Here is a 25,535-nt window from a genome sequence, read left to right on the forward strand (position 1 = left end):
GAATTTCTTTACTTGACCTTCGCCGCGGCCGCGAGCTTGCGCACACCCTCTTTCGCGTCCTCGTTCGAGTTCATGAAATTCGTCACGACATCGGTGATTGCGCCGGCCGTCACCGGGGATTGAAGTTCACCGAAGGCCAGTGAAGGAAAGAACCCGCCCGACTTGATCGTCGCCTGTTCGTCCGCACGCGATTTCTTCGCGCAGCTATCGAACTTGTCCATCGGCACATCGAGCCTGACGGGTATCGAACCCTTGTTGAGACTGAACTGCTCCTGAAACTCGGGGGACATGATCGTCTTGGCCATCGCGAGCTGTCCCGGTGTCGCGTCCTTCTTGCCGTTCTGCTGAAAGAACACGAATGCATCCGCCGTGTACGTGTAGGCGTTCGATGTGCCCGGCGCGGGCGCGCAGATGAAATCGACATCGGCCTTCTTGTTCGCGTTGGCGAACTCTCCTTTTGCCCAGTCGCCCATGAACTGCATGCCGCCCGTTCCGGAGATCACCATCGCGGTGGCGAGATTCCAGTCGCGGCCGTGATAGGCCTTATCGAAGTAAGTCCGGATCTTCTGCACGGTTTCGAACACCTGCACCATCTGCGGCGACGTCAGCGTTTTCTGATCGAGATCGACGAGCGCCTTGCGATAAAAGTCCGTGCCCTGCGACAACACGACCGTCTCCCATATCGTCATGTCCTGCCAGGGCTGACCGCCGTGCGCGACAGGCGTGATGTCCGCCGCGCGGAACTTGTCGGCGAGCGCGAAGAACTCCGGCCATGTCGTGGGCGGCGCACCGCCCACCTTGTCGAGGTCCGCCTTGTTGATCCATAGCCAGTTGATCCGATGCACCGAAAAAGGCGCCGCCACATAATGCCCGCCCGCCTTCACGTCTTTATCGATCTGCGCGGGCGTATGGCTTTTCCAGTCCGATGCCGCCTGATCGATCGTGACCAGCACGCCCTGGTCGGCCCAGTCCTGAATCAGCGGCCCCTTGATCTGCGCAGCCGATGGCGCGTTGCCCGAAATCACCTGCGTCTTGAGCGCCGTCATGGCCGCCGTGCCCGAGCCGCCCGCGACAGCGAAGTCCTTCCACTCGTAGCCCTGTTTGCTCATGTCGTCCTTGAGCACGCGGATGGCTTTCGATTCGCCGCCGGACGTCCACCAGTGCAGGACCGAAATCTGTTCGGCGGCGAGTGCCGCATGCGTACCGGCGATGACGAGCGCGACGGCCGCTGCCGCCGACGTCAGTGAGTATTTCATTGCAGTCTCCGATTTTGTCTTTATGAGTGATGCGACGCGTTCTTTGCCGGCTACAGGTCGAGCCCGAGTTGCGCACGTCCGAGCGGCGACAGATCGTCGACAGTCGCGCGGCCCGTGAAATCGGTTTCGAAATGATCGGCCGGGAAGTCGGGCGGACTTTCGCCTTTTAGGAAACTCGGCGACTGCCGTTTGAGATAGGCATCGTTCTTGGCGCATGCGGGCGCGGAAGCGATATACATCACGTTGCTGTAGCCCGCGCCCTTGTGCTCGTCTTCGACCGCGTGGATGACGTCGCTGTGCCAGAACACCGTATCGCCCGCTTCCATCTTCGGGATGGACGACAGCGCTTCGAACAGCGGCGCGTGAAATTCCGGCTTGATCGAGAGCGCGCGTCCCGGCATCGCGCCGCACAGATCGTCGTCGGCGACATCGTCCTGAAGGGCGCGCAGGAGGATATACACCATCGCGTTGGCGATGGGCACGAGTTGCAGCGTGCCGTCGCCGGGGCCTTGCGGCGTCAATGCGGTCCAGCCCTGGAACGTGCGGAACATCGAGCAGACGGCAGGCGATGCGATCTCTTCGACATCGGGGCGGAAGGCGGCATCGAACGGATCGTAATCGCGCCAGTTGCCCGCGAATACATGTCGATACACCTTGCGGAAATTGCCTTCGATCCAGCGTTCGACCGAGCCGCCATCGCAATGCGCCGACAGGCCGAGCGACGCCGAGCCGGGCGGCCTGCGGCGCAGACGGTCGGCATAAACGGGCACGCGTTCCGGATCGAAGTGAACGCGTCCTTCGCTTTCGTTGCGCCAGAGCTTGTTGAGAAAGACACGCGCGGCCGTGAGCGACGCCGACTGACGCGCCAGCACTTGCGGCTTTGACCAGTACACGCCGTAAATCTGCGGCTTGCTCGATGCCAGTTGCCCGAAGTATTTGTCTTCCGCGCGGTTCTCGAGGCGCTTGTCGAGATAGTTAAGCTCGACGTACCGCGCGATATCGTCGTCCCAGCTTTGCACCTGCTCGCGAGGAAAGACACTGCGGATCACGCATGCGCCGCGCGATTTGACGAGCGCGATTTGATCGGCGCTCACACTTTGTCCGGCGATGTCGGAGAACTGAATCTCGGGAATGACGTTCTCTCCGCGATCGCGTTGCGCGGCGATTCGCTTCGCTTCTTCACCGATCGATGCTTCGACTTCGGCGAAGACTTCCCGGTAGTTCGGCAGCGCCGCGCGCAGTTCCTTTTTCGCCTGCCGGATCGCGCTCGACAAGTCATCGATTTTCAGCGCCATGATCGTCTCCACGTAAATTTCTGTGCGAAAAGCATATGACGCCGACGCAGGCGCGGGTGATACTATTCAGGCAATTCATTCGCACTTTCGGCCATGAAACCAGCGTACGAACATGTCGAGTTCGGCGAGGATTGTTCGGTGCGGGTTTACCATCGGCGGCTTGCGCGCATTCCGTTCGAATGGCATCACCACCCGGAATACGAGCTGACGCTGACGATGAATAGCCAGGGCAAGCGCTATATCGGCGACTCGGTCAACGACTATCAGGCCGAGGATCTCGTGCTCGTGCCGCCCGATTTGCCGCATACGTGGTCATCGAACCGGTCGATCGATTCCGGCTTGCCGCAGGTCGCCATCGTCATCTGGTTCGACGGCGAATGGGCGCGACGCATGGCGGATTGCTGCCGTGAATACGAGCCGCTTCGCAAGCTCTTGCGCCGAGCGGCGTGCGGACTGGCTTTCGAGCCGGCTGTAGGGGAATGGATGCGCGGCCGCCTCGGGCCGCTGCTCTCGAACGCGCCACGCGAACGCCTGAGCGCGGCGCTCGATATTCTGTGCACGCTCGGCGAAGCGCCCGGCCATCCGCTCGCTTCGCCGAGCGCGTTCAATCAGACGAGCGCGGGACCATCCGGCCACGAACCGGAAAGGATCAACCGCGTTCTTTCGATGATCGATGCCCGCTTCGCCGAACCGTTGCGGCTTGCGGAACTCTGCGCGGCGGCCAGCCTGTCGGAACGCACGCTGACGCGCTATTTTGTGCAGCATATCGGCGAGAGCGTCGGACGGTATATCGCGCGGGTTCGCATCGGCCATGCGTGCCGGATGCTGGGCGACACGTCCTTGCCCATTTCCGTCATCGCGGCCCGCTCGGGCTTTGCGAATGTCGCCAATTTCAATCGGCAGTTCAAGGCCGCGAAGCAGACGACGCCGGTTGAGTATCGGCGTCGGTTTCTGGCTGCGGGCATCGCGGAGAAGGACACGGCGACCAGCCTGACCGAACGGTCTCCGTCGCTGCAACGGAAAACGAAAGCCGCGCGGCGGCGAAACGGCGAAGCGGTCGACGCCTAGCCGGTGTCAGCCATGTCGGCTGCAAACGAGCGTCTATGCACTCTGCGCGATGTAACTGATCTCGCGCTTCGCAGGCGTAAGCACGCGGACGGGCGTACCGCCTATCCAGGCTCGAATGTTTTCAACCGACTCGCCATAGTAGATGCGATAAGACTCATCGGTGACATAACCGATATGCGACGTCGCTATCACGTTGTCCAGAGAGCGGAACGGGTGCGTTGCCGGCAAGGGCTCCTGATCGAAAACGTCGAGCGCCGCGCCCGCGATGCGTTTCTCTCGCAAGGCATCGATCAGGGCTTGCTCGTTGACGATCGGTCCGCGCGCGGTGTTCACCAGCAAGGCGTGCGGTTGCATCGTGGCCAGTTCGGCTGCGCCGACCAGATCCCTAGTTCGGTCCGATAGCCGTACATGAACCGAGAGGATATCGCTGGAGGCGAACAGCTCCTCCTTCGGCACGTAAAGCGCGCCATGCTTCGCGGCCGACTCCCGGGTCATGTTCTGGCTCCAGGCGATCGTGCGCATCCCGAAAGCCTGCGCCACCCGCGCGGTCGCGCCGCCGGTGTAGCCGAGGCCCAGAAGTCCGATCGTCTTGCCATGCAGGTCGCCGCCCACCGATACTTGCCAGCCTCCGTTGCGGAACGAAGCGACTTCGCTCGGGATGTGCCGCGTCGCCGCGAGGATAAGCGCCCAGGCGAGTTCCGCCGCGGCCGTTGGCGACGACGCGGTTCCGCAAACCGTGATGCCGAGTTCATGCGCGGCTTCGATATCGATGGCTGCGTTCCACGGCCCCGTGCTCGCGAGCAACTTCAGATTCGGCAACCTGGACAGGATGCGTTGCGTGAACCAGGTGCGCTCGCGCATCACGCACAGGATGTCGTAGGGTTGCAGACGCTCGACCAGATCGTCCTCGTCACTGATCGTGTTCGTGAAGACGGTGATGTTGGCGTGTTCGCGCAAGCTGTCCCAGTCTCCGAATCGAAGCGCGGTGTTCTGGAAATCATCGAGAATGGCAATGTTGTGCATATGTCTCAGTCTGTTCCTGTCGAATCGATTTCGGCCGATACGTCCGTCGCTCTGTGCATCGGTCCTCACGTTGCAGATCATGCCTGCGCTTTGCCCCGGCCTCTGAAGCCGAGCAACATGACGAGAATGCCCGCCACGAGTATTGCCGTCATCACGTAAAGGCCGCTGACGAGCGTTCCCGTCGCGGTCTTGAGCCATCCGATGACGAACGGACTGCAAAAACCACTCAGCAAGCCGATGCAATTGACGAAAGCGATGCTTGTCGCTGCTGCCGGCGAGCCATTCAGATAGTCCGCCGCGAGCGACCAGATGAGCACGTTCGTGGCGAAGATACCGACGCAGGCAACCGTCAACAACCCGACGGTCAGTGCGGCAGAATTCGTCGGATGCGACACGAGCAATAACGCGACGGCGCCAATGAATCCCGCGATGGCCGCATGCCACCGGCGTTCCAGCATTCGATCCGAGCTTCGGCTTATCGCGACCATGCCGATCGCGCCCATGCCGTAAGGTATGACGGAAAGCCATCCGAGCAGGGAAAGGTTCGAAATGCCCGCGTCTTTCATGACGGTCGGGAGCCAGAACGTCACCGAATAGGTTCCGCAGACAAAGGCGAAATCGATGAACGCCAGCATATAAACTTTCGGATCCGAAAGCGCCTCGGCGAGCTTCGCATGACCATGCTGCCCGGCACTGCGCTTTCGCTCCATCTCCACTTCGAAGCCCTGACGAAGCACGCTCTTCTCCGCTTCGGTGAGCCATCTTGCCTTGTCGATGTTGTCGTCCAGCAGGAACAGCGTGACGAGACCCAGCACGACCGCCGGCAACGCCTCGACGATGTAGAGCCATTGCCATCCGGCGAGGTTGGCGACGTGCGCAAGACTCGTCATCGCCCATCCCGACACCGGTCCGCCGACGAGCCCCGCGACCGGAAAGCCGACCATGAAGCACGCGATGATCACGCCGCGCCTTCTCTCCGGAAACCATGAACTCAGGTAGAAGATCACGCCTGGGAAGAAGCCCGCTTCGAAGACGCCCAGGAGCAGACGCACGGCATAGAACTGAGGGACGTTCGTCACGAATGCGGAGCACGCTCCGACGATGCCCCAGCAGATCATGATGCGCGCGATGGTCTTCTTCGCGCCCATGCGCCTGAGCAGCATTGCGCTCGGCACTTCCAGCAGGCAGTACGAGAGAAAGAAGATGCCGGCGCCCAGACCATAGACGCTATCGCTGAAGCCGAGCGCGTCCTGCATCTGCAGCTTCGCAAAGCCGACATTGATGCGATCCAGGAACGCGACGACGTAACACACGAAGAGCAGCGGCACGATGCGAAGCGTGACTCGCAGATAGAGCGCGCGTTCACGCGCGCTTGCGCTCGAGCCGGACTCGAGAGAATCGGCTGATGTCGGATCGGACTCTAGAACGGACTGGTTCACTCGCTGTCTCCATGTCTTGCGGCTTGGGCTAATGTGATCGGCTCGAGAATCCGGCAATCAGGTCAGTCTAAGAAACATCGATGCGCGAAGATAATGAAAAGTACCGATCAGGTGAGACGCCCGGGTTATATCGGTGATAACCAGTAACCGGCTATGCTCGAAGCACCCGTCGATCGGTTGCGTAGCGGCTCTATCTCTGCGACGATTCACCGTGCCTTCATGCACGCATGCATCGATCAGGAGACCGGCTTGAACGACACCCCACGGAACGACTCGCCCGATACCCCGCTTCGCTTCAACTTCGTACTGGTCCACGGCGCCTGGCACGGCGGCTGGGTCTGGCGATCCGTCATGGACGAACTCACCGGGCGCGGCCATCGCGTAATGGCGCCGACGATGACCGGACTCGGCGAGCGCCATCACTTGATCGCGTCGGCAACGTCGCTCGATGTGAACATCGCCGATATCGTCAACGTCATCGAAGCAGAGGAACTGAACGATGTCGTGCTCGTGGGTCATAGCTATGGCGGTCTCGTTGCATCGGGCGTCGCCGATCGTATTCCCCACGCGCTGCGCACCATCCTGTTCCTCGACAGCCTGCTCGTGGAAAGCGGACAGTGCGCGTTCGATGTCCTGCCCGCAAGCGTGGTCGACGAGCGTCGTGAGTCGGTGAGGGCAAGCGGCCAGTCACTCGGCATGCCGGTCAGCGGATTGAAGGGCACCGGCATTCCGGACGATCATCCGCTTGCCGGCTGGGTTCTCCGGCGGCTCACGCCGCATCCGCTGGCGACCTATACCACGCCGCTTCTGCTCGAACATCCGCCCGGCAATGCACTGCCTTGCACCTACGTGCATTGCGCGAATCCTTCGTACGACACGCTGGCGCACGTGCGCGAACACGTTCGGTCGCGACAGCCGGACTGGGGCTGGGAGAGCATCGACACAGGCCACGATGCGATGGTACTCGCGCCCGTCCTGCTGGCCGATCTGCTCGAACGGCTCGCGGCGGGGTCCTAGGCCTTCGAGCTAATTCACGCGGCGATCGCCTGCCGATGCACGAAGGTCTTCGGCAATCCCGCGCGAGCGATCGCGCCCGTGAACGGCTCGCCCGGCAGCCATGCGGCGATCGTCTCGCGAATCGCCAGCAGTTCGTCTATATCGATGCCCGTGCGCAGGCCTTGCGCTTCGAGCATGAACACCGTGTCCTCGGTGTTGATGTTGCCCGTTGCATTGGGCGCGAACGGACAGCCGCCCAGACCGCCGAGCGACGCATCGAACGCACGCACGCCCGCATCGAGCGCGGCCATGACGTTGGCGAGGCCCAGACCGCGCGTGTCGTGAAAATGACAGGCGACGGGCACCTGCCCCGCAAGCGCCAGCACCTGCCGCATGAGCGCACGCACCTGCGCGGGATTCGCATAGCCGACCGTGTCGGCGATGGTGATCTCCTGCGCGCCGGCTTCGATGAGCGTTTCGACGAGTCCCAACACGATGCTTTCGTCCACCTTGCCCGCGATCGTGCAGCCGAACGCTGTCGCCACGCCCGCGCCGAGCACGATATCGCGGCTAAGCTCGTCGCGCGCCGCCGCGATGCGCACGAAGTCGTCCACCGACTCCGCCGTGCTGCGCCGCACGTTCTTCAGATTGTGCTCGTTGCTCGCGGACAGCACGTAATGCACCTTGGCGAGGCCCACGTCGAATGCGCGCTGCGCGCCCTTCAGGTTCGGCACCAGCGCGGCGGCATGAAGGCCGTCGATGGCAAGCGCGCCTGCCGCGACCTCGACCGCGTCCGCGAACTGCGGCACGACTTTCGGCGGCACGAAGGACGTCACTTCGATATCGGTCACGCCCGCATCGACGAGACGCGCGCACCATTCGAGCTTCTGCTCGCTCGTGAGGATGGTGCGCACCATCTGCAAGCCGTCGCGCAAGCCGACTTCGCGAATCTGCACTTCTCTATCGTTCATGTGAGCTCCTGTTCAGATCGTCGCATCGGCGACCGCATCGCTGCTTTCATCGGTATGTCCGGCGGTAGCCGCGGCGGTCGATGTCGCAGGCGCGAGCACCACGGCGGCGATGGCGCCGAGCACCATCAGCAGCGCGATCGCGCCGAGACCGCCCGCCATGCTGTTGGTCATGGTCTTGATCGAGCCGATGATCATCGGACTGACGAAGCCGCCGAGCAGGCCCACGCAATTGATCACCGCGACGCCGCCCGCCGCGCCGCTGCCGCGAATGTAGTCGGTCGAGATCGCCCAAATCAGCGGATTGGGCGCGAGGATGCCCGCCGTCGCCACCGACAGCGCCGCCAGCGACAGCGCGAGGTTGCCCGTCGTGAACGCCGCGACGACGAGGCCTGCCGCGCCGAACACCATCGCGATGGCGCAATGCCAGCGCCGCTCCATGGTGCGGTCGGAATGACGGTTCAGCATGATGAGCGCGATCCAGCTCACGAAATACGGGATCGCCGAATAGCAGCCGATCTGCAACGCGCTCGACACGCCCGCGCTCTTGATGAGCGTCGGCAGCCAGAAGCCGATCGCGAATACGCCTGCGATCTGCGTGAACCATACGAAGCCCATCACGTAGACGCGAAAGTCCCGAAGCGCGCGGCCGAAGGTGTGCTCCGTGTGGGTCGTCGAAACGCTCGAACTCCGGCGAATATCGTGAAGCACGACGGCCTTCTCGCGCTCGGTGAGCCACTTCGCCTGCTGCGGGCCGTCATCGAGAAAGAAGAATGCGATCACGCCGAGCACGCTCGCCGGCAAGCCCTGCACGATGAACATCCACTGCCAGCCATGCAGGCCGAAGTAGCCGTTGAAGTAGGTCATCAGCGCACCCGACAGCGGCCCGCCGAAGAGACCCGCGATGCCGGTCGCGCAGGTGAAGATGGCGATCACCTTGGCGCGCCGCTCGACCGGATACCAGCGCGTGAGATAGAAAATCACGCCGGGATAAAGCCCCGCCTCCGCAAGCCCGAGAAAGAAGCGCACGGTGTAGAGATGCGAAGGCAGCGTGACGAACGCCGTGCCCGCCGCGATCAAGCCCCACAGGATCATGATGCGCGAGAACGTGCGCTTCACGCCGATGCGCGCGAGCAGCAGATTGCTGGGCACTTCCATCAGCACGTAGCCGAGAAAGAAGATGCCCGCGCCGATGCTGTAGGTGAGATCGCTGAAGCCCACGTCGTGCTTCATGTCGAGCTGCGCGATGCCGATATTGATGCGATCGAGAAACGCGAACACGTAGCACAGGAACAGGAACGGTATGAGCCTGCGCGTGATCTTGCCGTAGGTCGCTTCGGCGTCCGGCCTGTCGAAGCTGCCGATGTCGGGTGTCATGTCTGTCTCCTCCGGTGAATCCGGGTTTCGGGTCGGCCGTGCCGTTATGGTCTAGCGGCCTTTGAATCGGGGTGAGCGTTTCTCGTTGTAGGCGCTGATGCCTTCGAGACGATCCTCGGTCGGAATCAGCCGGTTGTACGCTTCGATTTCCAGATACAGCCCGGTGCGCAGGTCGCCCTGCATGCCGAGGTCGATCGCCTTCTTCGCCTGCGCGACCGACAGCGGCGCGCTCGTGCAGATGTCGCGCGCCGCGTCGATGGCATCGGCCAGCACACGCCCCGGTTCGCACAGCCGGTTGACGACGCCCCACGCGAGCGCTTCCTGCGCCGTGAACTTCGCGCCGCGCAGGATCAGCTCCTTCGCCCGCCGCGCGCCGATGGTCCGCGGCAATTGCTGAGTGCCGCCGCCGCCCGGCATGATGCCGCGCTTCACTTCCGTGAAGCCGAACACCGCGTTCGCCGTTGCATAGGCGAAGTCGCAGGCGAGCAGCAGTTCCAGCCCGCCCGCGACCGCCGATCCGTTGGCCGCGCAGATGATCGGCACCGGGCAATAAGTGATCGCGCGGTTCATGCGCTCGAACAGATAGTGCTGCACGCCGAATTGCTCGTCGGTCATGCCTTCGCGTTGTTTGAGGTCCGCGCCGCCGCAGAACGCGCGCTCGCCCGCGCCCGTGAGGATCACGCAGCGATACAGCGCCGGGTTCGCTTCGAGCGCGCCGAATACGCGGATGATTTCCTCGCCCATCGTCGTGCTGATCGCATTCGAGACTTCCGGACGGTTCAGTTTGACGATGAGGATCTGTTCGTCGATTTCTTCGAGCGTCAGCGCGTCGAGTGCGCCAGCCAGTTGCGATGCAAGTTTCAAGATGTCTCCAGTGGCGTCTTCGCCAGCAGATGATTGTGTTCGCCGAGCTTCGGCGTGACGCCCGTGTGCGCGGGCCGCGCGCCGCCGAACGAGATCGGCACGCCGACGATCGTCGCCGCGCCGTCGTCGGTGGTGCGCAGCAGGTCGAGCGCCTTGGTCTGCTCGTGCTGCACCACCTGATCGATGGTCTGGATCGGCCCGCACGGAATGCCGGCTTTGTCGAGCGCATCGAGCCAGTGCGCGGCGCCGCGCTTGGCGAATTCGACATGCAGCAGATCGATCAGCTCGACCCGGTTGCTCACGCGCGCGCCGTTGGTGACGAAGCGCGCGTCGTCGGCGATCGCGGGAATCGCGAGCACGTCGCACAGGCGGCGGAACAGGCGGTCGTTGCCCGCGGCGACCATGATGGTGCCGTCCGCGCATTCGAAGGCCTGATGCGGCACGATCGCGGCCGTCCCCGAACCCCAGCGTCCGGGCAACACACCCGAGGCGAGATAGTCGGCGATCTGGATGCCCGCCCAACTGATCGCGGTCTCGTACAGCGACACCGACACGACTTCGCCCGCGCCCGTCGCCTGGCGTCTGAAGAGCGCGGCGAGCACGCCGATGGCGGCCCAAAGCCCCGTGCCCATGTCGTTCACCGACACCGGGATGCGCGACAGCGGTTCGCCCGGCTGTCCGAGAAAGCTCATCAGACCGGACAACGCCTGCACGAGCGGATCGTAGCCGGGTTTGTCGCGCAGCGGCCCGGCCGTGCCGAACGCGCCGAGGTTGCAATAAATGAGCGACGGCTTCATGCGCACCATCTGTTCGCCGCCGAGACCGTACTTCTCCGTGCCGCCCGCCTTCAGGTTCTGCAGCACGACATCGGCGCGGCGCGCGATCAGTTCGCGCAACGCCTGCGCTTCATCCGGATTCGACAGCGACATCGCGATGCTCTGCTTGCCGTGGTTCACCGCATGAAACAGCGCGGCCGCGCCATCGACGAAGGGCGGGCCCCAGTCGCGCGCGTAGTCGCCGTGCTCCGCGCTCTCGATCTTGATGACCTCCGCGCCCAGCGAACCGAGGATCATGCCCGCGTACGGCGCGGCGAGGCTATGGCCGATCTCGATCACGCACACGCCCGCGAGCGGCAGTGTCCGGTTCATGGTTTCGTGCGTGCTCATGGCGCCGCCACTTCCAACGGCGCGTCGGCCGCCTGCTCCGGCGCCGCATGGTGACGCTGCCCGTAGAGTTGCGCCGCCGCGTCCGCGCTGATGTAGCCATCGGCGACATCGGCGTCGATACGCGTCTGCTCGCGTTCGCCCGGATCGCCGTAGCCGCCGCTGCCCGCGGGCTGCACCGTCACGCGATCGCCGCGATACACGACCGTCTGCCCGCCCTTCGCCGCGACCTTGTGCTCGCTGCCGTCCGCGCGCTCGACTACGCACTGAAAACGCGTGCCGGGCTGGCCGCCGAAGTGGCCTTCGGGCGCCGAACGTCCGCGCTCGCCGGAAACGGTGAAGGTGGCTTCGTCGTACTCGACGCGATACACGCGCCGCGAGGTCAGCCCGCCACGCCGGCGGCCCGCGCCGCCGCTGTCGGTGACGAGCGACCATTCCTCGACCAGAAGCGGCGAAGTCGCTTCGATCATCTCGACCGACTGGCTGCCCGCGTTGCCCACATAGACGCGCACGCCGCTCACGCCGTCCTTGCCCGCGCGCGCGCCCATGCCGCCCGCGTGGACGTCGTGCATGGTGACGAATTCCTGGCCGGTGCGAGCGACGCGCGCCTCATCGGTATCGCGTCCGCTGAAAATCCCCGCGCACGACGCGCAGTTGCTTTGTCCCGTGATGCGCTCCGGCACCGCGGGCGCAAGCGCCTTGAGCAGCAGGTCGATCACGCGCGGCGAGGTTTCCGTGTTGCCCGACACGACCGATGCGGGATAGCGGCAGTTCAGCACGCTGCCCTCGGGCGCGATGATCGTCACCGGCCGATAGCAGCCCTGGTTGATCGGGATGCCGGGATCGGTCAGCGCCTTCACGGTGAACCACGTGCTGTTGCACGTGACCGACAGCGGGCAGTTGATGCCGCCGCGCGCCTGCGGGCCGGTGCCGGTGTAATCGAAAGTGATCTGGTCGCCGGTCTTGGTGATCTTCACCTTGAGCAGCGGGCGCTCCTGTTTCCAGCCCGGCGCTTCGATCGGATCGAGATACTCCTGCGCTTCATAGACGCCATCGGGAATGCGCGCGATCTCCGCGCGGATCAGCTTTTCCGAGTGATCGAGGCTCTGGCTCATCACGTCGCGCAGCGCATCGGCGCCGTACTTCGCCACCAGTTCGCCGATACGGCGGTCGCCCACGAAGGTGCCCGCATATTGCGCCTGAATGTCGAGCAGCAGTTCGTGCGCGTTGCGGCTGTTTCTCGTGAGCAGGTTGAGCATGTCCTGCACCGGCTCGTCGTTGCGATAGAGAAACACCGGCGGAATGCGGATGCCTTCGGCGAACACGTCCCAGGTCGTGACGGTATAGCTGCCCGGCGACTGCCCGCCGATATCGGTCCAGTGGCCGCGCGTCATCACGAACGCGACGATCCTGCCGCCGGCGAACACGGGCCGCGTGAACTGCACGTCCGGCTGATGATTGCCGCCGCCCACGTAGGCGTCGTTGCTGACGATGACGTCGCCGGGGCGCAGGTTCTCGCGCCCGACCGCTTCGACCGACACGCGCGTCGAGATGACGGCTGAGCCGAGCATCGTCGGAATGTCGTTGCCTTGCGCGACGAGTTGCATGTCGGCGTCGAAGATGGCGGCCGACGAATCGCCGCTCGCGTGCATGAGCGGGCTGCCGGCGGTGCGCATCATCGCGATCTTCATTTCACGCGCGACCGCGAAGAGACTGCTGCGGATGATTTCGTAAGTAACGATGTCCATGGATTCAGGCTGCCAGTTCGATGACGAGATTGAGATCGGGATCGACGCGCGCGACGTGCGACGCCTTCAGCACCGCGCAACTGCTGTGCTCCTCGATGACCGCCGGCCCTTCGATGATCGCGCCGACCGGAATCTGCGTGCGCGCGAACACCGGCAACGTGCGCACGCCGCCATCGAAATACACCTCGCGGGTGCGTACCGGCTTGGGCAGTTCGCCGCCATCGGCGCTCGCCACGCCGCCGCGCCAGCCGGTCGTCGTCACGAGTTGCAGGCGCACGTTGGCGACCACCACCGGCTTGTCCTTGCTGATGAAATTCCATTGCCGCAGATGCGCGTCTTCGAAGGCGCGCACGAGCGCCTCGCGGATGCCCTGCGCCTCGCCCTGCACTTCGACGGTGATGACGTCGGGCTGGCCCGCGTAGCGGCAATCGGCGAGGCGCACGGCTTTCACGCCCTGCGCTTCGACGCCGTGCCGCCGCAGCTCGTCCATGCCTTGCGCGGTCAGTTCGTCGAGCGCGGCGTGCAGGGTTGCGTCGTCGATTCTCGCGAGATCGCTTTCGAGCGGGCGCTGATAGTCGTATTGCTGGTCCGCGACCGTCATGCCGAACGCGCTGAAGAGACCCGGCAACGGTGGTATCACCACGCGGCGGATGCCCATTTCGTGCGCCAGATCGACCGCGTGCACCGGCCCCGCGCCGCCGTAGCAGATGTAGGAGAACTCGCGCGGATCGTAGCCGCGCTCGACCGTCATGATGCGGATGGCCTGCGCCATCAGCGCGTTGGCGACCGAGCGCACGACTTGCGCGGCTTCGGGCACGGAGACGCCGAGCGGCCTCGCGATGACTTCATCGACGACGCGCCACGCCGCCTGCGCATCGAGCTTGAATTCGCCGCCGAGAAAGCTGTCGGGATCGATATAGCCGAGCACCAGATTGCAGTCGGTGACGGTCGGACGCGTGCCGCCGCGTCCATAGCACGCGGGACCGGGGTCCGCGCCCGCGCTCTCCGGCCCGATGCGCACGCCGCCGCCCGCGTCGATCCACACGATCGAGCCGCCGCCCGCGCCGACCGAATCGATGTCGATGCTGGGCGAGCGCACGGTATAGGTATGCAGCAGGCTCTTGTTGCGCAGCTCGGGGCGGAAGTCGCGGATCAGCGAGACGTCGAAGGTCGTGCCGCCCATGTCGCCGAGGATCGCGTTCCTGAGTTCGCTCTTCTCGCAGTTGCGGATCGCCGCCGAGACGCCGCCCGCTGGCCCCGATTCGAGCAGCACGATGGGCTTGTCCGCGACCATCGCCGGACTCGCGAGACCGCCGTTCGACTGCATGAAGAGGAACTTGCCCGCGAAGCCGTGTTGCGCCAGCGCGCTGATGAGCCGGCCGATGTAGCGTCCGCACACCGGTCCGAGCATCGCGTTGATGACGGTCGAGCTTGCGCGCTCGTATTCCATCGATTCGGGATTCACTTCGTGCGATGCGCAGATGAAGTGGTCCGGCAACAGGCGGCGCAGCGTACCGACGGCTTCGCGTTCATGGCGCGGATTGACGTGCGCGTGCAGGAAGCACACGGCGACGGCTTCGATATCCGACGCCCGGATCTGATCGGCGAGCGCTTCGAGCTGCGCGTGATCGAGCGGCGTTTCGATGCTGCCGTCATGGCGCAGACGCTCGTTCACTTCGAGCCGCCAGCGGCGCTCGACGAGCGGACGCGGGTTGTCGAACAGCAGATCGTACAGATCGGCGCGATCGTGACGCGACACGCGCCTCAATTCGAGGATGTCGCGAAAGCCGCGCGTGGTGACGAGCGCGGTCTTTGCGCCGGTGCCTTCGACGACCATGTTGGTCGCCATCGTCGTGCCGTGGCCGAGGAACGAGACGTCCGCGCTGTCGGTGCCCGACAGTTCGAGAATCCTGCGGAAGCCTTCGATGGTGCCGATGACGCGATCCTTCGGCGTCGTCGGCACCTTGGTCGACCAGATGCGTCCAGTCTCATCGTCCACCATCACGACATCGGTGAAGGTGCCGCCGACATCGAGTCCGATTCTTTTCAATTTGCTTCTCTCCTGTGGATGCGTGATTTCTGGTTCGCTTGCTCATGCCGCGTGTGTTCCGGCATGATCGAGCCGCGCCGCCGGGCGCCGCGCCGTGACGAACATCGACCGGGCCAGTTTAAAGAGGCATCGACGCGGCCAGATAATGAAACCTTCCGATCAGGTGAGACGTTGGAGTTATATCGGTGATAACCAGTATCGATGCGATATTGAGGCGGCTGCGCGGCAATCATGTCGCGCTGTTGATCGCGCTGGACGACCACGGCTCGCTGCGCAAGGCGGCGCAGCAGGTGTCGCTCTCGCAGCCCGCGACGACCAAGTCGCTGCGCGAAATCGAGTCGATGTTCGGCACGGAGCTGTTCGCGCGTTCGCCGCGCGGCATCGTGCCGAACGAACTCGGGCGCTGCGTGATCCGGCATGCGCGCGCCGTGCGATCCGAGATCGGTGCGCTGCGCGACGAGCTTGCGGCCATCATGCGCGGCGGCGGCGGCATGCTCGCCATCGGCGCCGTGATGGGCTCGATGCCCGAATGGCTGGCGCCCATACTGCGCTCGTTGCGGGAAGTTCAGCCGGACGTGTCCGTCGAGGTCTGGGAGGACAACAGCGCGCGTTTGTTATCGATGCTCGATCAGCGTCTGCTGGATCTCGTGATCGGGCGGCCGAGCATCAGCGTGCATCCTGAAGCTTACGACTTCATTCCGCTCGAAGTGGAGGAAGTGTGTCTGGTCGTGGACGGCGCCGATCCGCTCGCGAGCGTGCAGCGTATGACGCTTGCGGAGCTTGCCGACAATCCCTGGATCGTGCCGCAGGCAGCCCTGCCGATGCGCTCCCTGCTCGAACAGCTTTTCGACGACGCCGAGGTCCCCTTTCCGCGTTACGCCATCGAAACGTCTTCGACGTTCGCCACGTTGTCGTTGCTGCGAGCCAGCGCGGGGACCGTCGCACTGATGCCGTTGAAAGTCGCCCAGTACTTTCAGGTGCACGGAATGATGGCGGTGTTGCCGATCCGCATCGAGCGGCGCGGCGCGCCCTATGGAATCGCGACGCGTCGCGGGGCCACGGCGACCGCTCCGGTACAGCGATTCATCGAGCTGTGCAAGCAAAAGCGGGACGAACAGCTTCGCTAGGGCGTGCATCCTCCGACAACGCGTCGTGAAGCGTTCGAAATACCGCGTCCACCATCGTCCTTATCTGTGACGAGCATGGACGTCGCCCTGACGCTCCGGCTCCGATGAATCCGGCTGGCCTTACAGCACCCGCATTGCCCCTCTACGACTTTCGATGTAGGTCGTCCGGCTGATTTCGCCCCCCTCCTCCTGCCACTAATTTGTAAGCGCCGACTCGCAGGAACGGCTGCAAAGCCGAAGCGCCTCGGGCCACTCGCTTGGCAGCGAACCGGTCTCCCCAGGAGGGGCCATGTTCAAGAAACTCGACTTCACGGCGATGCATACGGCGCGCCGCGCCCCGGTTCCACACGATGCGGTGCCGTCATGGACGCACTGACCCATCAGGACGCCGGCGCCTTCGCGCGGGAGGGTTATTCGCTCGCCGACCTCTGGCATCGCCGCGCAAGCCTCTCGGATATCGAGATCGGGCATATCTACCGGCTGGTGCTGTCGACGCTCCGGTCCTACTACCCGCCCGAACTGCGCGGCCTGCACGAGGACAAGGAAGAACTGATCTCGCAGTTCTTCTTCTCGCGCGTGTTGCGGCTCGACTCGGAGCAGCGCCCGTCGCACGCGTCGGCGGAGAGCGCGCCGTCCACCGCGTATGCGCTGTGCGCCTACTTTCGCCGCTTTCTGATCGATTGCCTGCGCAGCGCGAGCCTGCAGCGCAATCTGTCGCTGGAAGTCGACGGCGTGCAGGACGAAGTCGACTCCCGCGCACATGCACCCGACGATCCAGTCGAAGCCACGCTCGCCGACTTCGGGCTGAACGAGGCGCGCGTGCGGGCATTCGCACGGGTGTTCATCGCGATGTGCGACGCGCCGGACCGGCTCATCCTCGCGGGCAGCCTCGGCGCGAGCAGCGAACGCAAGGCCGGCCTCAAGGGCGTCGCCGAGCAATACGACGTGCCTTCGTATCACTATCGCGCGCGCAAGCTCGGCGTGACGATGAAAAAGGACGCGACGCCAGCGTGCTTCGCCGCGACGAAGATCGGCCGATGGATGGTGCAGACGCTCGGCATCGAGATCACGCCGGAGAATCGCGACGCAATCCTGATCGTGCTGAACCTGCTCGCGCTGGAAGCGCACGAATGAACGACGCGCGGCGATGCTTCGGGTCACGAAACGCCTATGCGCCGCGTTCCTTGTCGGCCTGCAGGCGGCCCGCGATGAGCTGCACCAGATACAGCGCGAATTCGGGCTCCTGATAGTAGAGCCGAATCGCGTCGGCGGCCGAAACGGTGCGCATTTCGCAGTCGGTCTTGCATATCACCGTGGACGTGCGCCGGCGCTCCGGCGAGAAGAGCCCGATCTCGCCGAGCACCGTGCCCGCGCCCAGTTCGATGCCGAGCTCCGAAAGCCGCACGACGCCCGTCTCGACGTAGAACATCTGGCCGCTCGGGTCGCCCTTGCGAAACAGCACTTCGCCGGCGCGAAACCGCTGGCTCTCCATCCTTCCGAGCAGCCGCGCGACCGGCAAGAGGCCGTTGACCGCATGATTGACCTGGGTATCGCGGATCTTTTCCATGCGCGCCGCGACCGCGCTCGCTTCGCCGCGGCTCGATACGTTCAGCGCCTTGAAGATCGTCGTCAGATGCGTCTTGACGGTAGCTTCGGCGCAATCGAGTTCGCGCGCGATCATCTTGTTGGAGCGTCCGCGCGCGAGAAGCGCGAGCACTTCGATCTGGCGCGGCGTCAGATGCAGGTCCGGGCCGGGCTCGGCCGCGGCGCGCGGCGCCGTCCTTTCCGATGACGTGGACGGCGCGTCGCGCCCCGCTACGAGAAGCGAACGTGGCAGCGACACGCCGCCCGCCAGCACGAGACTCAGCGCACCGGTAAGCAGCTCCGCCGACGCGGATTTCTCGACGCATCCCGCGACGCCCGCCGCGATCAGTTCATCGACAAGTTCGCGCTTCGCTCTGGCGAGCAGCACGATGACGGGCGTGGTGCGTGCATGGCCGCGCACGACATCGAGCGCCTCGCTCGACTCGCTCATGGAGTCGCCGTCCATCACGATGCAATCGGGCTTGCGGCCCTCCGGCCATTCGGCGCCGAGACGCTCGCATCCCTGCACGTCGGCATCCGGCACGAACGCGCGCAGGAGCGCCGCAACGCCGTCGCGAAGCAGTCCCGCCGGTCCGATGAGCAGTATGTACATGCGATGCATGCTATACCGACTCGCGCGGCCATGCCCGATATCTCTATGCGGTGGTGAGGGGCGTGGAATTCGCGCGCCGCGTGCGCCGCGAAATGAAGCCGGGCGACCCGGCCGCGGTCGTCGATTCGCGCTTACGCGTGTTCGGCACGACCGGCCTGAGAGTGGTGGACGCGTCCATTTTTCCGCGCATTCCGGGATTCTTCATCGTCACGCCCGTGTACATGATCAGCGAGAAAGCCAGCGACGTGATCCTCGAAAACGCGCGACGCGGATGATCGCGGCACACGCCCCACGCGTCTTCTCCCTGACGTGACCGATCGTTCGCTGCGAGCGCGATCGGTGCGTCGTCGGACCGGCAATCGGCACATTTGAAGCGTCCGCTTCATCGTCGTCTGTCGCGCCTGCGCAAATCATTTCGATACAGCCCACTTAGGGCTAATTAAAAGCGCGCATATCCACGATAATCTAATAGGCCAGAGGAACGCTGGCGTCATGTAGTCCTGCCGATTCGACCCGTCGCCGATGCACGCGCGAGTCGCAGCGTGCCGATGTTGCGCACGCACGTTGGCACAGAGGAGTCGCTCGATGGATCCGCTTTCGACATGGCTTGGCGAGCTTGGCCTCGAACGTTACGCGACGGTATTCGAGGCCAATGGCGTGGACCTGGAATCGCTGCCGCTCCTGACCGATCGCGATCTCGCCGAACTGGGCATGCTGCTCGGTCACCGCCGGCGTCTGCTCGATGCCTTGTCGCACCCTCAACCCCAGCGCGAAGCCGCGCGGCAGGCGCCGCTGCCCTCCCGTGGTCATCGTGCGCCGGGCGAGCGGCGTCAGCTCACGGTGCTTTTCTGCGATCTCGCCGGCTCGACCGAACTCGCGCAGCGTCTGGACGCCGAAGAACTGCACGAAGTGATGCGGATCTATCAGGAGACCTGCGCACGGGTCGTCACGCGTTACGAGGGACACGTCGCGCAATATCTCGGCGACGGCGTTCTCGTTTATTTCGGATTCCCGCAGGCGCGCGAAGATGCCGCCGAGCGCGCGGTGCGCGCCGCGCTCGAAATCGTCGCCGAAGTCGGGCGGCTTTCCGCCAGCGCGCCGCTGCGCGTGCATATCGGCGTCGCGACGGGTGCGGTCGTCGTCGGCGAGCTGGAAGGCCACGAATCCTCGCCTTTCGATACCGCCGTCGGCGCGACGCCGAACCTCGCCGCGCGCCTGTGCGCCCACGCCGGCCCCGACGAAATCGTGATCGCCCCGAGCACGCGTCGCCTGCTCGGCAGCACGTTCGAACTCGAAGAGCTCGGCGAGCACGAACTCAAGGGCATCAGCGTGCCCGTCAACCTGTCGCGCGTCGCGGGCCTCGCGTACCGCGAAAGCCGCTACAGCGCGTTCCGACCGATTCGTGCGACGCCGTTCGTCGGCCGCGAACACGAAGTCAATCTGCTCGTGTCGCGCTGGCGCACCGCGCGCGACGGCGAAGGCCAGGCCGTCTTGCTCATGGGGGAGCCTGGCATCGGCAAGAGCCGCATCGCCCATGTGCTGCGCGAACGGCTGAGCGGCGAGCAGCATCTGACCCTGCTCTACCAGTGCTCGCCGTTTCAGACCAGCTCGTCGTTTCACCCGATCATCGGGCATCTGTCGGAAACCAGCGGCTTCCAGCGCCAGGACTCGCCCGAAACGCGCCTCGACAAGCTGGAAGCGGCGCTGCGGCTCGAACCCGGCGAGCGCGCCGAGGTCGCGCCGCTGTTCGCCGCGCTGCTCTCGCTGCCGACCGACCGCTATCCGCCGCGCATGGATTCCCCGCAGCGGCTGCGCGAAGTGACCATCGAAGCGCTCGTCGAGCAGCCTATCCGGCTGTCGAGCGGTCAGCCGCTCCTGATCATTTTCGAGGATGCGCAGTGGGCCGACGCCGACACGCTCGAAACCATCGCGCGCTTCATCGAACGAATCCGCCACTGGCCGATCCTGATGCTGATCACCTGCCGCCCCGAGTTCACGCCCGCGTGGACCGCGCACGGCAACGTGACGCTCCTGCATTTGAATCGCCTCGCGAGGCGCCAGGGTGCGCAGATCGCGGCGGAGCTGACCGCCGTCAAGCCGCTTCCGCCCGACGTCCTGGAACAGATTCTCGAACGCGCCGACGGCGTGCCGCTCTTTGTCGAGGAACTGACGCAGACCGTGCTCGAAGCCGGGCTGCTGCGCGACGCCGGCGATCATTGGGAAACGAACGGGCCCGCCGCGCCGCTCGCGATTCCGTTCACGCTGCACGATTCGCTGATGGCGCGGCTCGATCACCTCGCGCCGGTCAAGACCATCGCGCAGATCGGCGCGTGCATCGGGCGCGAGTTCGATCACGCGCTTCTGGCCGCGATCGCGCCCGTCGACGATGCGCGGCTCGCCGAAGCGCTCGCGTCGCTCGAAGCGAGCGGGCTGGTCTTCCGGCGCGGAGGCGGCGACGATGCGATCTACCGTTTCAAGCACGCGCTCGTCGGCGATGTCGCCTATGACAGTCTCCTGAAGAGCCAGCGCGTGCGCATTCATGCGCGCATCGCGAAGGCGCTCGCGGACGTGTTCGCCGATCGCGTCAAGGTGAGTCCCGAACTGCTCGCGCTGCACCTGACGCGCGCGGGCCTGACCGACGAAGCGCTTGCACAATGGATCGCGGCCACGCGGGTCGCGATGGCGCGGTATCGTCATCGCGAGGCGCTCGCGCATGTCGATTCGGGGCTCGCGCTCGTCGCGCACTCGAATCCGGCCCGGCGCGCCGACTGCGAGGTCGCGCTACTGGTGATGGGCGCGGCATGCCATTGGGCGCTCAAGGGTTACGCGTGCGAGGAATGCGCCGCGCTGTGGACCCGCGCCGAAGCGCTGCTCGACGGCGTGACGCAGGAACGGCTGCGCGTGCTGGCGCTCGTCGGCATCAACAATTTCGCCTATGCCGCCGCGGATTCGCCCAAGTGCGTCGCGACCTCGGAACGGCTGATCGAGCTTGCTTCCGGTACGCAGGATACCGACAGCAAGATCGTGGCCTATGCAGCGGTCGGGCCGATCCTCTATCAGCAAGCCCAGTTCGAGCGCTGCGCGACGCTCCTGCAATATGTGATCGATACTTACGACCTCGCGCATTCCACCGGCTACGGGCGCTTCAACGACGCCAAGGTGACCGCGTGCTGCTGGCTCGGCTATTGCGAGCTGTCGGCGGGCCGCTTCGGCCGCGCCCGCTGGCTCGCGCGCATGGCGATCGATCACGCCGACGCGCTCGCTCAGCCGTTCGTGCTGTCGCAGGCGCTGGCCGTCGGGGCGCGGCCGTTCGTCGAGATCGGCGATATCGGCGCGGCGCGCGAGCTGTGCCGCCGCTGCATCGACCTGTGCGACACACAGCGTCTGCCGTTCTGGAAAGGCTGGGCGATGGTATATGAGGGCGTCGCGTCGGCGCGGGAAGGACAGCACGCGAACGCGCTTGCACGGCTGGAGGAAGCGGTCGAGCATCTCGCGGGCAACGGTGGGCGCAACGACCTCGCCTATGTGCACGCGTGGCGCGCGCAGGCGCTCACGCATCTCGGACGCCACGACGACGCGCGGCAGTGCATCGCCGCCGCGCGCGCCGATTGCCTGCGCACCGGCCAGCGGACCGGCCTCGTCGATCTCTCCTACGCGGCGGGCGTCGTCGAGAAAGCCGATCCGCGCGCCGAGCCGGGTCTCGCGCTCACGCTGCTGCGCGCAGCGGCTGCCGACGCACGGGCGCAGAACCTGCGGCTGCTCGAACTGCGCGCCAGCATCGAGATTGCGGGCGTGCTGCGCATCGAAGGACGCGGCAACGAAGCGAGCGAGTGTCTCGAAGCGCTCGTCGCCAGCTTCGCCGAAGAGCAGGACTGCGCGCTCGTCACAGAAGCGCGGCAGTTGCTGTCGACATGCGCGACGCCGGAGTAGACGTCGTCGCGCGCTATCGCGACGGCGGCGTGTTCTGCACGATTGCGTTCGCGGCCGGCAACGCCGTCGAGCACGGCAAGCTCTGCCCGACGAGCTTACGCGTGCGGTCGTCCATCACCTGCGAGACGATCACCTGCGCGCAGCCGAGGTTGTTGGGGTAGAAACGGCCTTTGTCGAAGCCTATCGGGGCGACTGCGTCGTTGACGTACAGAAAGAGCCGCCCGCCCGTCTTCGCGGTGATCTGCGACACGAGCACCTTGCGGCCGGCGGGCGTCGGATCGCCGCCCACGACGCACGCGGCCTGCTGCGCGCCGAGCGGTTCGAGATGTCCGCCGCCGACGTCGCACAGCGGCGGCTTCGAGCTCGCGGCAATCACGCCGCTAGCGCGATGATTGTTCGCATATCGATACGATGCGAACGGCGCTTCGGGTTCGAGCACATATTCGTCGTGCCCTTTCTCGCCGATCCGCGCGATCGGCTTGAACCAGTCTTCGAACCACCAGCGCTTGAGCCCGGCTGCGGCGAAGTGAGCGGCCGTGTCCGTCGGAAAACCGCCCACGTCCGCGCGCTCGCTCCGGTCGAGCCAGTCGCCGTCGGTCACGAGCCGGATTTCGTAGCGCGCGTCCTTGTCCAGCGTCACGCCCGAATCCCAGCACAGATCCTTCGTGTGGAACGCGACGCCCATCGGCTTCGCGGGATCGGCCGCCGTATCGCCGGCCTTCTGGATTGCGCAAACCTTGCCGACTGCGCTCAGCCCGTCGAACAACGCGCGGTTCGCCACGGCGATGCCGAGCAGCCCGACAAATGCCAGGCACAGGCCCGGCAGAATCACGCATTCGATCTTCTTGCAGACATACCCGAATGCGCCGTTGTCACGCAGCCTGCGCGCGAGGCTCAGCGCGAAACCACCTTTCATGGCCTGCGCAATCGCCGCGGGCGTGGCGTCGCGCTGGTTCACGGCCCTGTGGTTCCGGTCGAGCCGCCTCACGCGCGCTTGTCGCCACAACGCGAGGGCGCATAGCGCGACGGCGGCCCCCGTCAGCTCCCAGCTGGTGCGCTGGTTCTTCAGCGTGCCCCACGCGAAGGCCGCGAGCAGTGCGAACAACGCCGCGCCGGCCAGCGTCATGTTGCGGCTGCCCGCCTCGGACAGCCGGCGCCATTCGAGATAGGTGAGGCAAAGCTTCGGATGCCACGCGAGAAATGCGCGGTCATGCACGCGCTTTCTCAGCACGCCGCCGAACTGGAGCGAGCCCAGCCAGACGAGCAGCGTCAGCACGAAGACGCTCGAATGCGCGCCGAATGCGCTCGTCCACGGAGAACTCCACGACGGAAGCATGCCCTTGATGAAGGTCAGCGCCGTGTTGAACATGTCGTCTTCGAGTTGGGCGGGATTCGAAACGCTCAGCGCGCCGTTGTGCCACTTCTCCAGCCATTCGATGCCGATCGTGAACCAGGGAAAGAGGATCAGCAGCGCCGATAGGATGAGCGTCGCGAGATACGCGGCGCGGCGCCAGAACACCGTGTCCCAGGCGAGGCCCATCGCCGCGGTGTCACGCTCCTTCAGCGAGGCGAGAGCCTGACGGAGCGTCGCTTCGTTCTCCTTTAGCCTGGCGGCGGCTTCGCCCGTAGGCCGCGTCGCGGCCTGCGCCGGACGCAGCAATGGCGGCGCGGCGATGCCCGGATTCGCAGGAACCGCTTCGAGCGTGCCGTCCGGCATGAGCACCTGAAAGCTCTCGCGCAGCGCGACGGGCGCATAGCGGTCGGTGCCGAATGCGACGCGCACCGGCACGCTCCAGTGCACGATCGGCCAGAACGGTTTCCCATCCTTCGTCACGCAGGGCAACGCCAGCCTCGGCAGATAGGGATAACCGCCCGCGAGCCCCTTGCGCGAATCGTAGACGCGCGCGAAGGGCGACTGTGTCGCGACGATATCGGAGAGCGCCGCAGGCAGCACGCGAATTCCCACCGCGATCGCCTCGTTCAGGATCCAGTGCAGCGAGACGAGCGAAAGCTGATCTTCGGGATAGCCTCCGCCGACGTTGCAGTGCACGCCGGGAAACCATACCTGCGTGATGCGTCCCGGCTGGATGCCGCCGTGCGCGTCGCCGGTCTGCGGTTCGCCGGTTTCATCCCACGGCAGCGGATGGAAGGTCGAGCGCTCGTCGTCGAGCGACAGCGCGTGGCACGCGCGCTTCACATGCGGCGACAGCTTGAGATCGCCGAACATCATCGGCCAGATGGTCGCGTCGATTGCGCGCTTGAGCGGCAGGATCGGCACGCCGTACGCGGAGACCGTGTCCCACAGACCGAGGAATCGAATCGGTATCTGTTTCCGCTTCGCGACCTGCGCATAGAGCGGCCGCCGCCGCACCCGGTCCGATGCCCACAGCAAGCCGTCGCGCAGTGCGCGCAGTCCCCAGACCAGCGGACTCTTCGACGGAAAGCGCGCGGAACGGTAGTGACGATAAGCCCTGCGGGCATCGCGATCGAGATCTTCCTCGGAGGTCGGCTCGAGCAGACCTTCGGAGTCGATCAGGCCGACGAGCACGCGGATCGTGAAGGCGCCGCGGCTGAAGCCGAAGCCGCTGATGTCGTCGCCCGGCCGATAGTTGCGGCAGACGAACTTGTAGAGATCGATGACGTTGCGCTTGAGGCCCCAGCCGAACGCACCGCCGACGAGCGCGAGATACTTGTTGGCCGATGTGCCGACGCCGTCGTCGTAGAACGCGATCTGATCGCTCGCCGATTGATCGAGCGCCTGGAACATGCGCCACACGTTGGTCTTCTGCGCTTTGGCGGAGCTGTTTCCGGTGCCGTCCGAAAGTACCACGATACTGGTCATCGCCGAGCTCCCGTCGATTGGGCAGGCACACGTTTCACGGTGTCTCGCGCCGATTCACTATGTGACAGACGCAGCATGTCCTCCCGACAGACGTTAGGAATGCTACGCCATCCGTCCGTGCTATTTCGGGCGGATCATGCCGACAAGACGAAGCGCGCGTGCCCGGTTTGAAAAGCCGGGCTGCCTTTTCGC

Annotated in this window: 17 protein-coding genes and 1 pseudogene; 6 read left to right on the plus strand and 12 right to left on the minus strand. The window is 65.1% G+C overall.

From position 1 onward, the window contains the following. Positions 1 to 8: 8 nt before the first annotated feature. A complete protein-coding gene (locus tag ACEN42_RS35740) occupies positions 9 to 1,256 on the minus strand; it encodes an ABC transporter substrate-binding protein (RefSeq protein ID WP_371882378.1) in 1,248 nt (415 codons plus the stop codon). Between the two features lie 50 nt (positions 1,257 to 1,306). Then, on the minus strand, positions 1,307 to 2,551 hold the full coding sequence (locus ACEN42_RS35745) for a DUF1479 domain-containing protein (protein WP_371882379.1): 1,245 nt from the start codon (positions 2,549 to 2,551) through the stop codon (positions 1,307 to 1,309). A gap of 93 nt (positions 2,552 to 2,644) precedes the next feature. Between ACEN42_RS35745 and ACEN42_RS35750 the strand changes: the two genes are divergently transcribed. Continuing rightward, complete coding sequence (locus ACEN42_RS35750; protein WP_371882380.1) at positions 2,645 to 3,619, plus strand: helix-turn-helix domain-containing protein; 975 nt, start codon at positions 2,645 to 2,647, stop codon at positions 3,617 to 3,619. A gap of 33 nt (positions 3,620 to 3,652) precedes the next feature. Here the strand turns inward: ACEN42_RS35750 and ACEN42_RS35755 are convergent, their stop codons facing one another. Together ACEN42_RS35755 and ACEN42_RS35760 are read right to left on the minus strand one after the other, a co-directional pair. Continuing rightward, on the minus strand, positions 3,653 to 4,642 hold the full coding sequence (locus tag ACEN42_RS35755) for a D-2-hydroxyacid dehydrogenase family protein (RefSeq protein WP_371882381.1): 990 nt from the start codon (positions 4,640 to 4,642) through the stop codon (positions 3,653 to 3,655). A 77-nt stretch (positions 4,643 to 4,719) separates the two neighbouring features. After that, the gene (locus ACEN42_RS35760) at positions 4,720 to 6,081 is read right to left on the minus strand and encodes an MFS transporter (RefSeq protein WP_371882382.1); all 1,362 of its coding nucleotides are present in this window, start codon (positions 6,079 to 6,081) and stop codon (positions 4,720 to 4,722) included. Positions 6,082 to 6,330: 249 nt separating this feature from the next. Here ACEN42_RS35760 and ACEN42_RS35765 point away from each other — a divergent pair, with 249 nt between their 5' ends. Beyond that, positions 6,331 to 7,098 (plus strand): alpha/beta fold hydrolase, encoded by a 768-nt coding sequence (locus ACEN42_RS35765; protein WP_371882383.1) that lies wholly within the window; start codon positions 6,331 to 6,333, stop codon positions 7,096 to 7,098. 14 nt (positions 7,099 to 7,112) lie between these two features. Here the strand turns inward: ACEN42_RS35765 and ACEN42_RS35770 are convergent, their stop codons facing one another. Genes ACEN42_RS35770 through ACEN42_RS35795 form a run of 6 tightly spaced genes read right to left on the minus strand, consistent with a single transcriptional unit; the run spans position 7,113 to position 15,247 of the window. Beyond that, positions 7,113 to 8,048, minus strand: coding sequence for a hydroxymethylglutaryl-CoA lyase (locus ACEN42_RS35770; protein ID WP_187603067.1), 936 nt, complete (start codon positions 8,046 to 8,048; stop codon positions 7,113 to 7,115). Positions 8,049 to 8,060: 12 nt separating this feature from the next. Beyond that, positions 8,061 to 9,422, minus strand: a complete 1,362-nt coding sequence (locus ACEN42_RS35775; RefSeq protein ID WP_371882384.1) for an MFS transporter — start codon at positions 9,420 to 9,422, stop codon at positions 8,061 to 8,063. A gap of 51 nt (positions 9,423 to 9,473) precedes the next feature. Then, complete coding sequence (locus ACEN42_RS35780; protein WP_371882385.1) at positions 9,474 to 10,286, minus strand: enoyl-CoA hydratase-related protein; 813 nt, start codon at positions 10,284 to 10,286, stop codon at positions 9,474 to 9,476. Next, on the minus strand, positions 10,283 to 11,452 hold the full coding sequence (locus ACEN42_RS35785; RefSeq protein ID WP_371882386.1) for a CaiB/BaiF CoA transferase family protein: 1,170 nt from the start codon (positions 11,450 to 11,452) through the stop codon (positions 10,283 to 10,285). Before ACEN42_RS35785 ends, ACEN42_RS35780 begins: the two co-directional genes overlap by 4 nt. Further along, positions 11,449 to 13,197 carry a hydantoinase B/oxoprolinase family protein gene (locus ACEN42_RS35790; protein ID WP_371882387.1) on the minus strand — a complete coding sequence of 583 codons (1,749 nt, stop codon included), beginning with the start codon at positions 13,195 to 13,197 and terminating at the stop codon, positions 11,449 to 11,451. Before ACEN42_RS35790 ends, ACEN42_RS35785 begins: the two co-directional genes overlap by 4 nt. A gap of 4 nt (positions 13,198 to 13,201) precedes the next feature. Then, positions 13,202 to 15,247, minus strand: a complete 2,046-nt coding sequence (locus ACEN42_RS35795; protein WP_371882388.1) for a hydantoinase/oxoprolinase family protein — start codon at positions 15,245 to 15,247, stop codon at positions 13,202 to 13,204. A 185-nt stretch (positions 15,248 to 15,432) separates the two neighbouring features. On the opposite strand from ACEN42_RS35795, the gene ACEN42_RS35800 reads away from it, so the two are divergent. Continuing rightward, on the plus strand, positions 15,433 to 16,374 hold the full coding sequence (locus ACEN42_RS35800; RefSeq protein WP_187603061.1) for a LysR family transcriptional regulator: 942 nt from the start codon (positions 15,433 to 15,435) through the stop codon (positions 16,372 to 16,374). A 363-nt stretch (positions 16,375 to 16,737) separates the two neighbouring features. Beyond that, a complete protein-coding gene (locus ACEN42_RS35805; protein ID WP_371882389.1) occupies positions 16,738 to 17,508 on the plus strand; it encodes a hypothetical protein in 771 nt (256 codons plus the stop codon). Positions 17,509 to 17,542: 34 nt separating this feature from the next. Here ACEN42_RS35805 and ACEN42_RS35810 read toward each other — a convergent pair whose 3' ends face one another. Beyond that, positions 17,543 to 18,571, minus strand: coding sequence for a LuxR C-terminal-related transcriptional regulator (locus ACEN42_RS35810; protein WP_371882390.1), 1,029 nt, complete (start codon positions 18,569 to 18,571; stop codon positions 17,543 to 17,545). Between the two features lie 104 nt (positions 18,572 to 18,675). On the opposite strand from ACEN42_RS35810, the pseudogene ACEN42_RS35815 reads away from it, so the two are divergent. Both ACEN42_RS35815 and ACEN42_RS35820 read left to right on the plus strand, forming a co-directional pair. Continuing rightward, a pseudogene (locus ACEN42_RS35815) lies at positions 18,676 to 18,846 on the plus strand (GMC oxidoreductase); the annotation flags it as partial. 310 nt (positions 18,847 to 19,156) lie between these two features. Continuing rightward, on the plus strand, positions 19,157 to 22,501 hold the full coding sequence (locus tag ACEN42_RS35820) for an AAA family ATPase (protein WP_371882391.1): 3,345 nt from the start codon (positions 19,157 to 19,159) through the stop codon (positions 22,499 to 22,501). Positions 22,502 to 22,514: 13 nt separating this feature from the next. Here ACEN42_RS35820 and ACEN42_RS35825 read toward each other — a convergent pair whose 3' ends face one another. Next, positions 22,515 to 25,343 (minus strand): DUF2235 domain-containing protein, encoded by a 2,829-nt coding sequence (locus tag ACEN42_RS35825; RefSeq protein ID WP_371882392.1) that lies wholly within the window; start codon positions 25,341 to 25,343, stop codon positions 22,515 to 22,517. Positions 25,344 to 25,535 lie beyond the last annotated feature (192 nt).

It is taken from the genome of Caballeronia sp. S22 (genome assembly GCF_964261745.1).
Lineage (GTDB): Bacteria > Pseudomonadota > Gammaproteobacteria > Burkholderiales > Burkholderiaceae > Caballeronia > Caballeronia jiangsuensis.

What these genes read in the sequence shown, in the direction of transcription:
- ACEN42_RS35740 (WP_371882378.1), bottom strand. Translation starts at nt 1,256, where the DNA reads ATGAAATACTCACTGACGTCGGCGGCAGCGGCCGTCGCGCTCGTCATC.
- ACEN42_RS35745 (WP_371882379.1), bottom strand. Translation starts at nt 2,551, where the DNA reads ATGGCGCTGAAAATCGATGACTTGTCGAGCGCGATCCGGCAGGCGAAA.
- ACEN42_RS35750 (WP_371882380.1), top strand. Translation starts at nt 2,645, where the DNA reads ATGAAACCAGCGTACGAACATGTCGAGTTCGGCGAGGATTGTTCGGTG.
- ACEN42_RS35755 (WP_371882381.1), bottom strand. Translation starts at nt 4,642, where the DNA reads ATGCACAACATTGCCATTCTCGATGATTTCCAGAACACCGCGCTTCGA.
- ACEN42_RS35770 (WP_187603067.1), bottom strand. Translation starts at nt 8,048, where the DNA reads ATGAACGATAGAGAAGTGCAGATTCGCGAAGTCGGCTTGCGCGACGGC.
- ACEN42_RS35775 (WP_371882384.1), bottom strand. Translation starts at nt 9,422, where the DNA reads ATGACACCCGACATCGGCAGCTTCGACAGGCCGGACGCCGAAGCGACC.
- ACEN42_RS35785 (WP_371882386.1), bottom strand. Translation starts at nt 11,452, where the DNA reads ATGAGCACGCACGAAACCATGAACCGGACACTGCCGCTCGCGGGCGTG.
- ACEN42_RS35790 (WP_371882387.1), bottom strand. Translation starts at nt 13,197, where the DNA reads ATGGACATCGTTACTTACGAAATCATCCGCAGCAGTCTCTTCGCGGTC.
- ACEN42_RS35805 (WP_371882389.1), top strand. Translation starts at nt 16,738, where the DNA reads ATGGACGCACTGACCCATCAGGACGCCGGCGCCTTCGCGCGGGAGGGT.
- ACEN42_RS35810 (WP_371882390.1), bottom strand. Translation starts at nt 18,571, where the DNA reads ATGTACATACTGCTCATCGGACCGGCGGGACTGCTTCGCGACGGCGTT.
- ACEN42_RS35820 (WP_371882391.1), top strand. Translation starts at nt 19,157, where the DNA reads ATGGATCCGCTTTCGACATGGCTTGGCGAGCTTGGCCTCGAACGTTAC.
- ACEN42_RS35825 (WP_371882392.1), bottom strand. Translation starts at nt 25,343, where the DNA reads ATGACCAGTATCGTGGTACTTTCGGACGGCACCGGAAACAGCTCCGCC.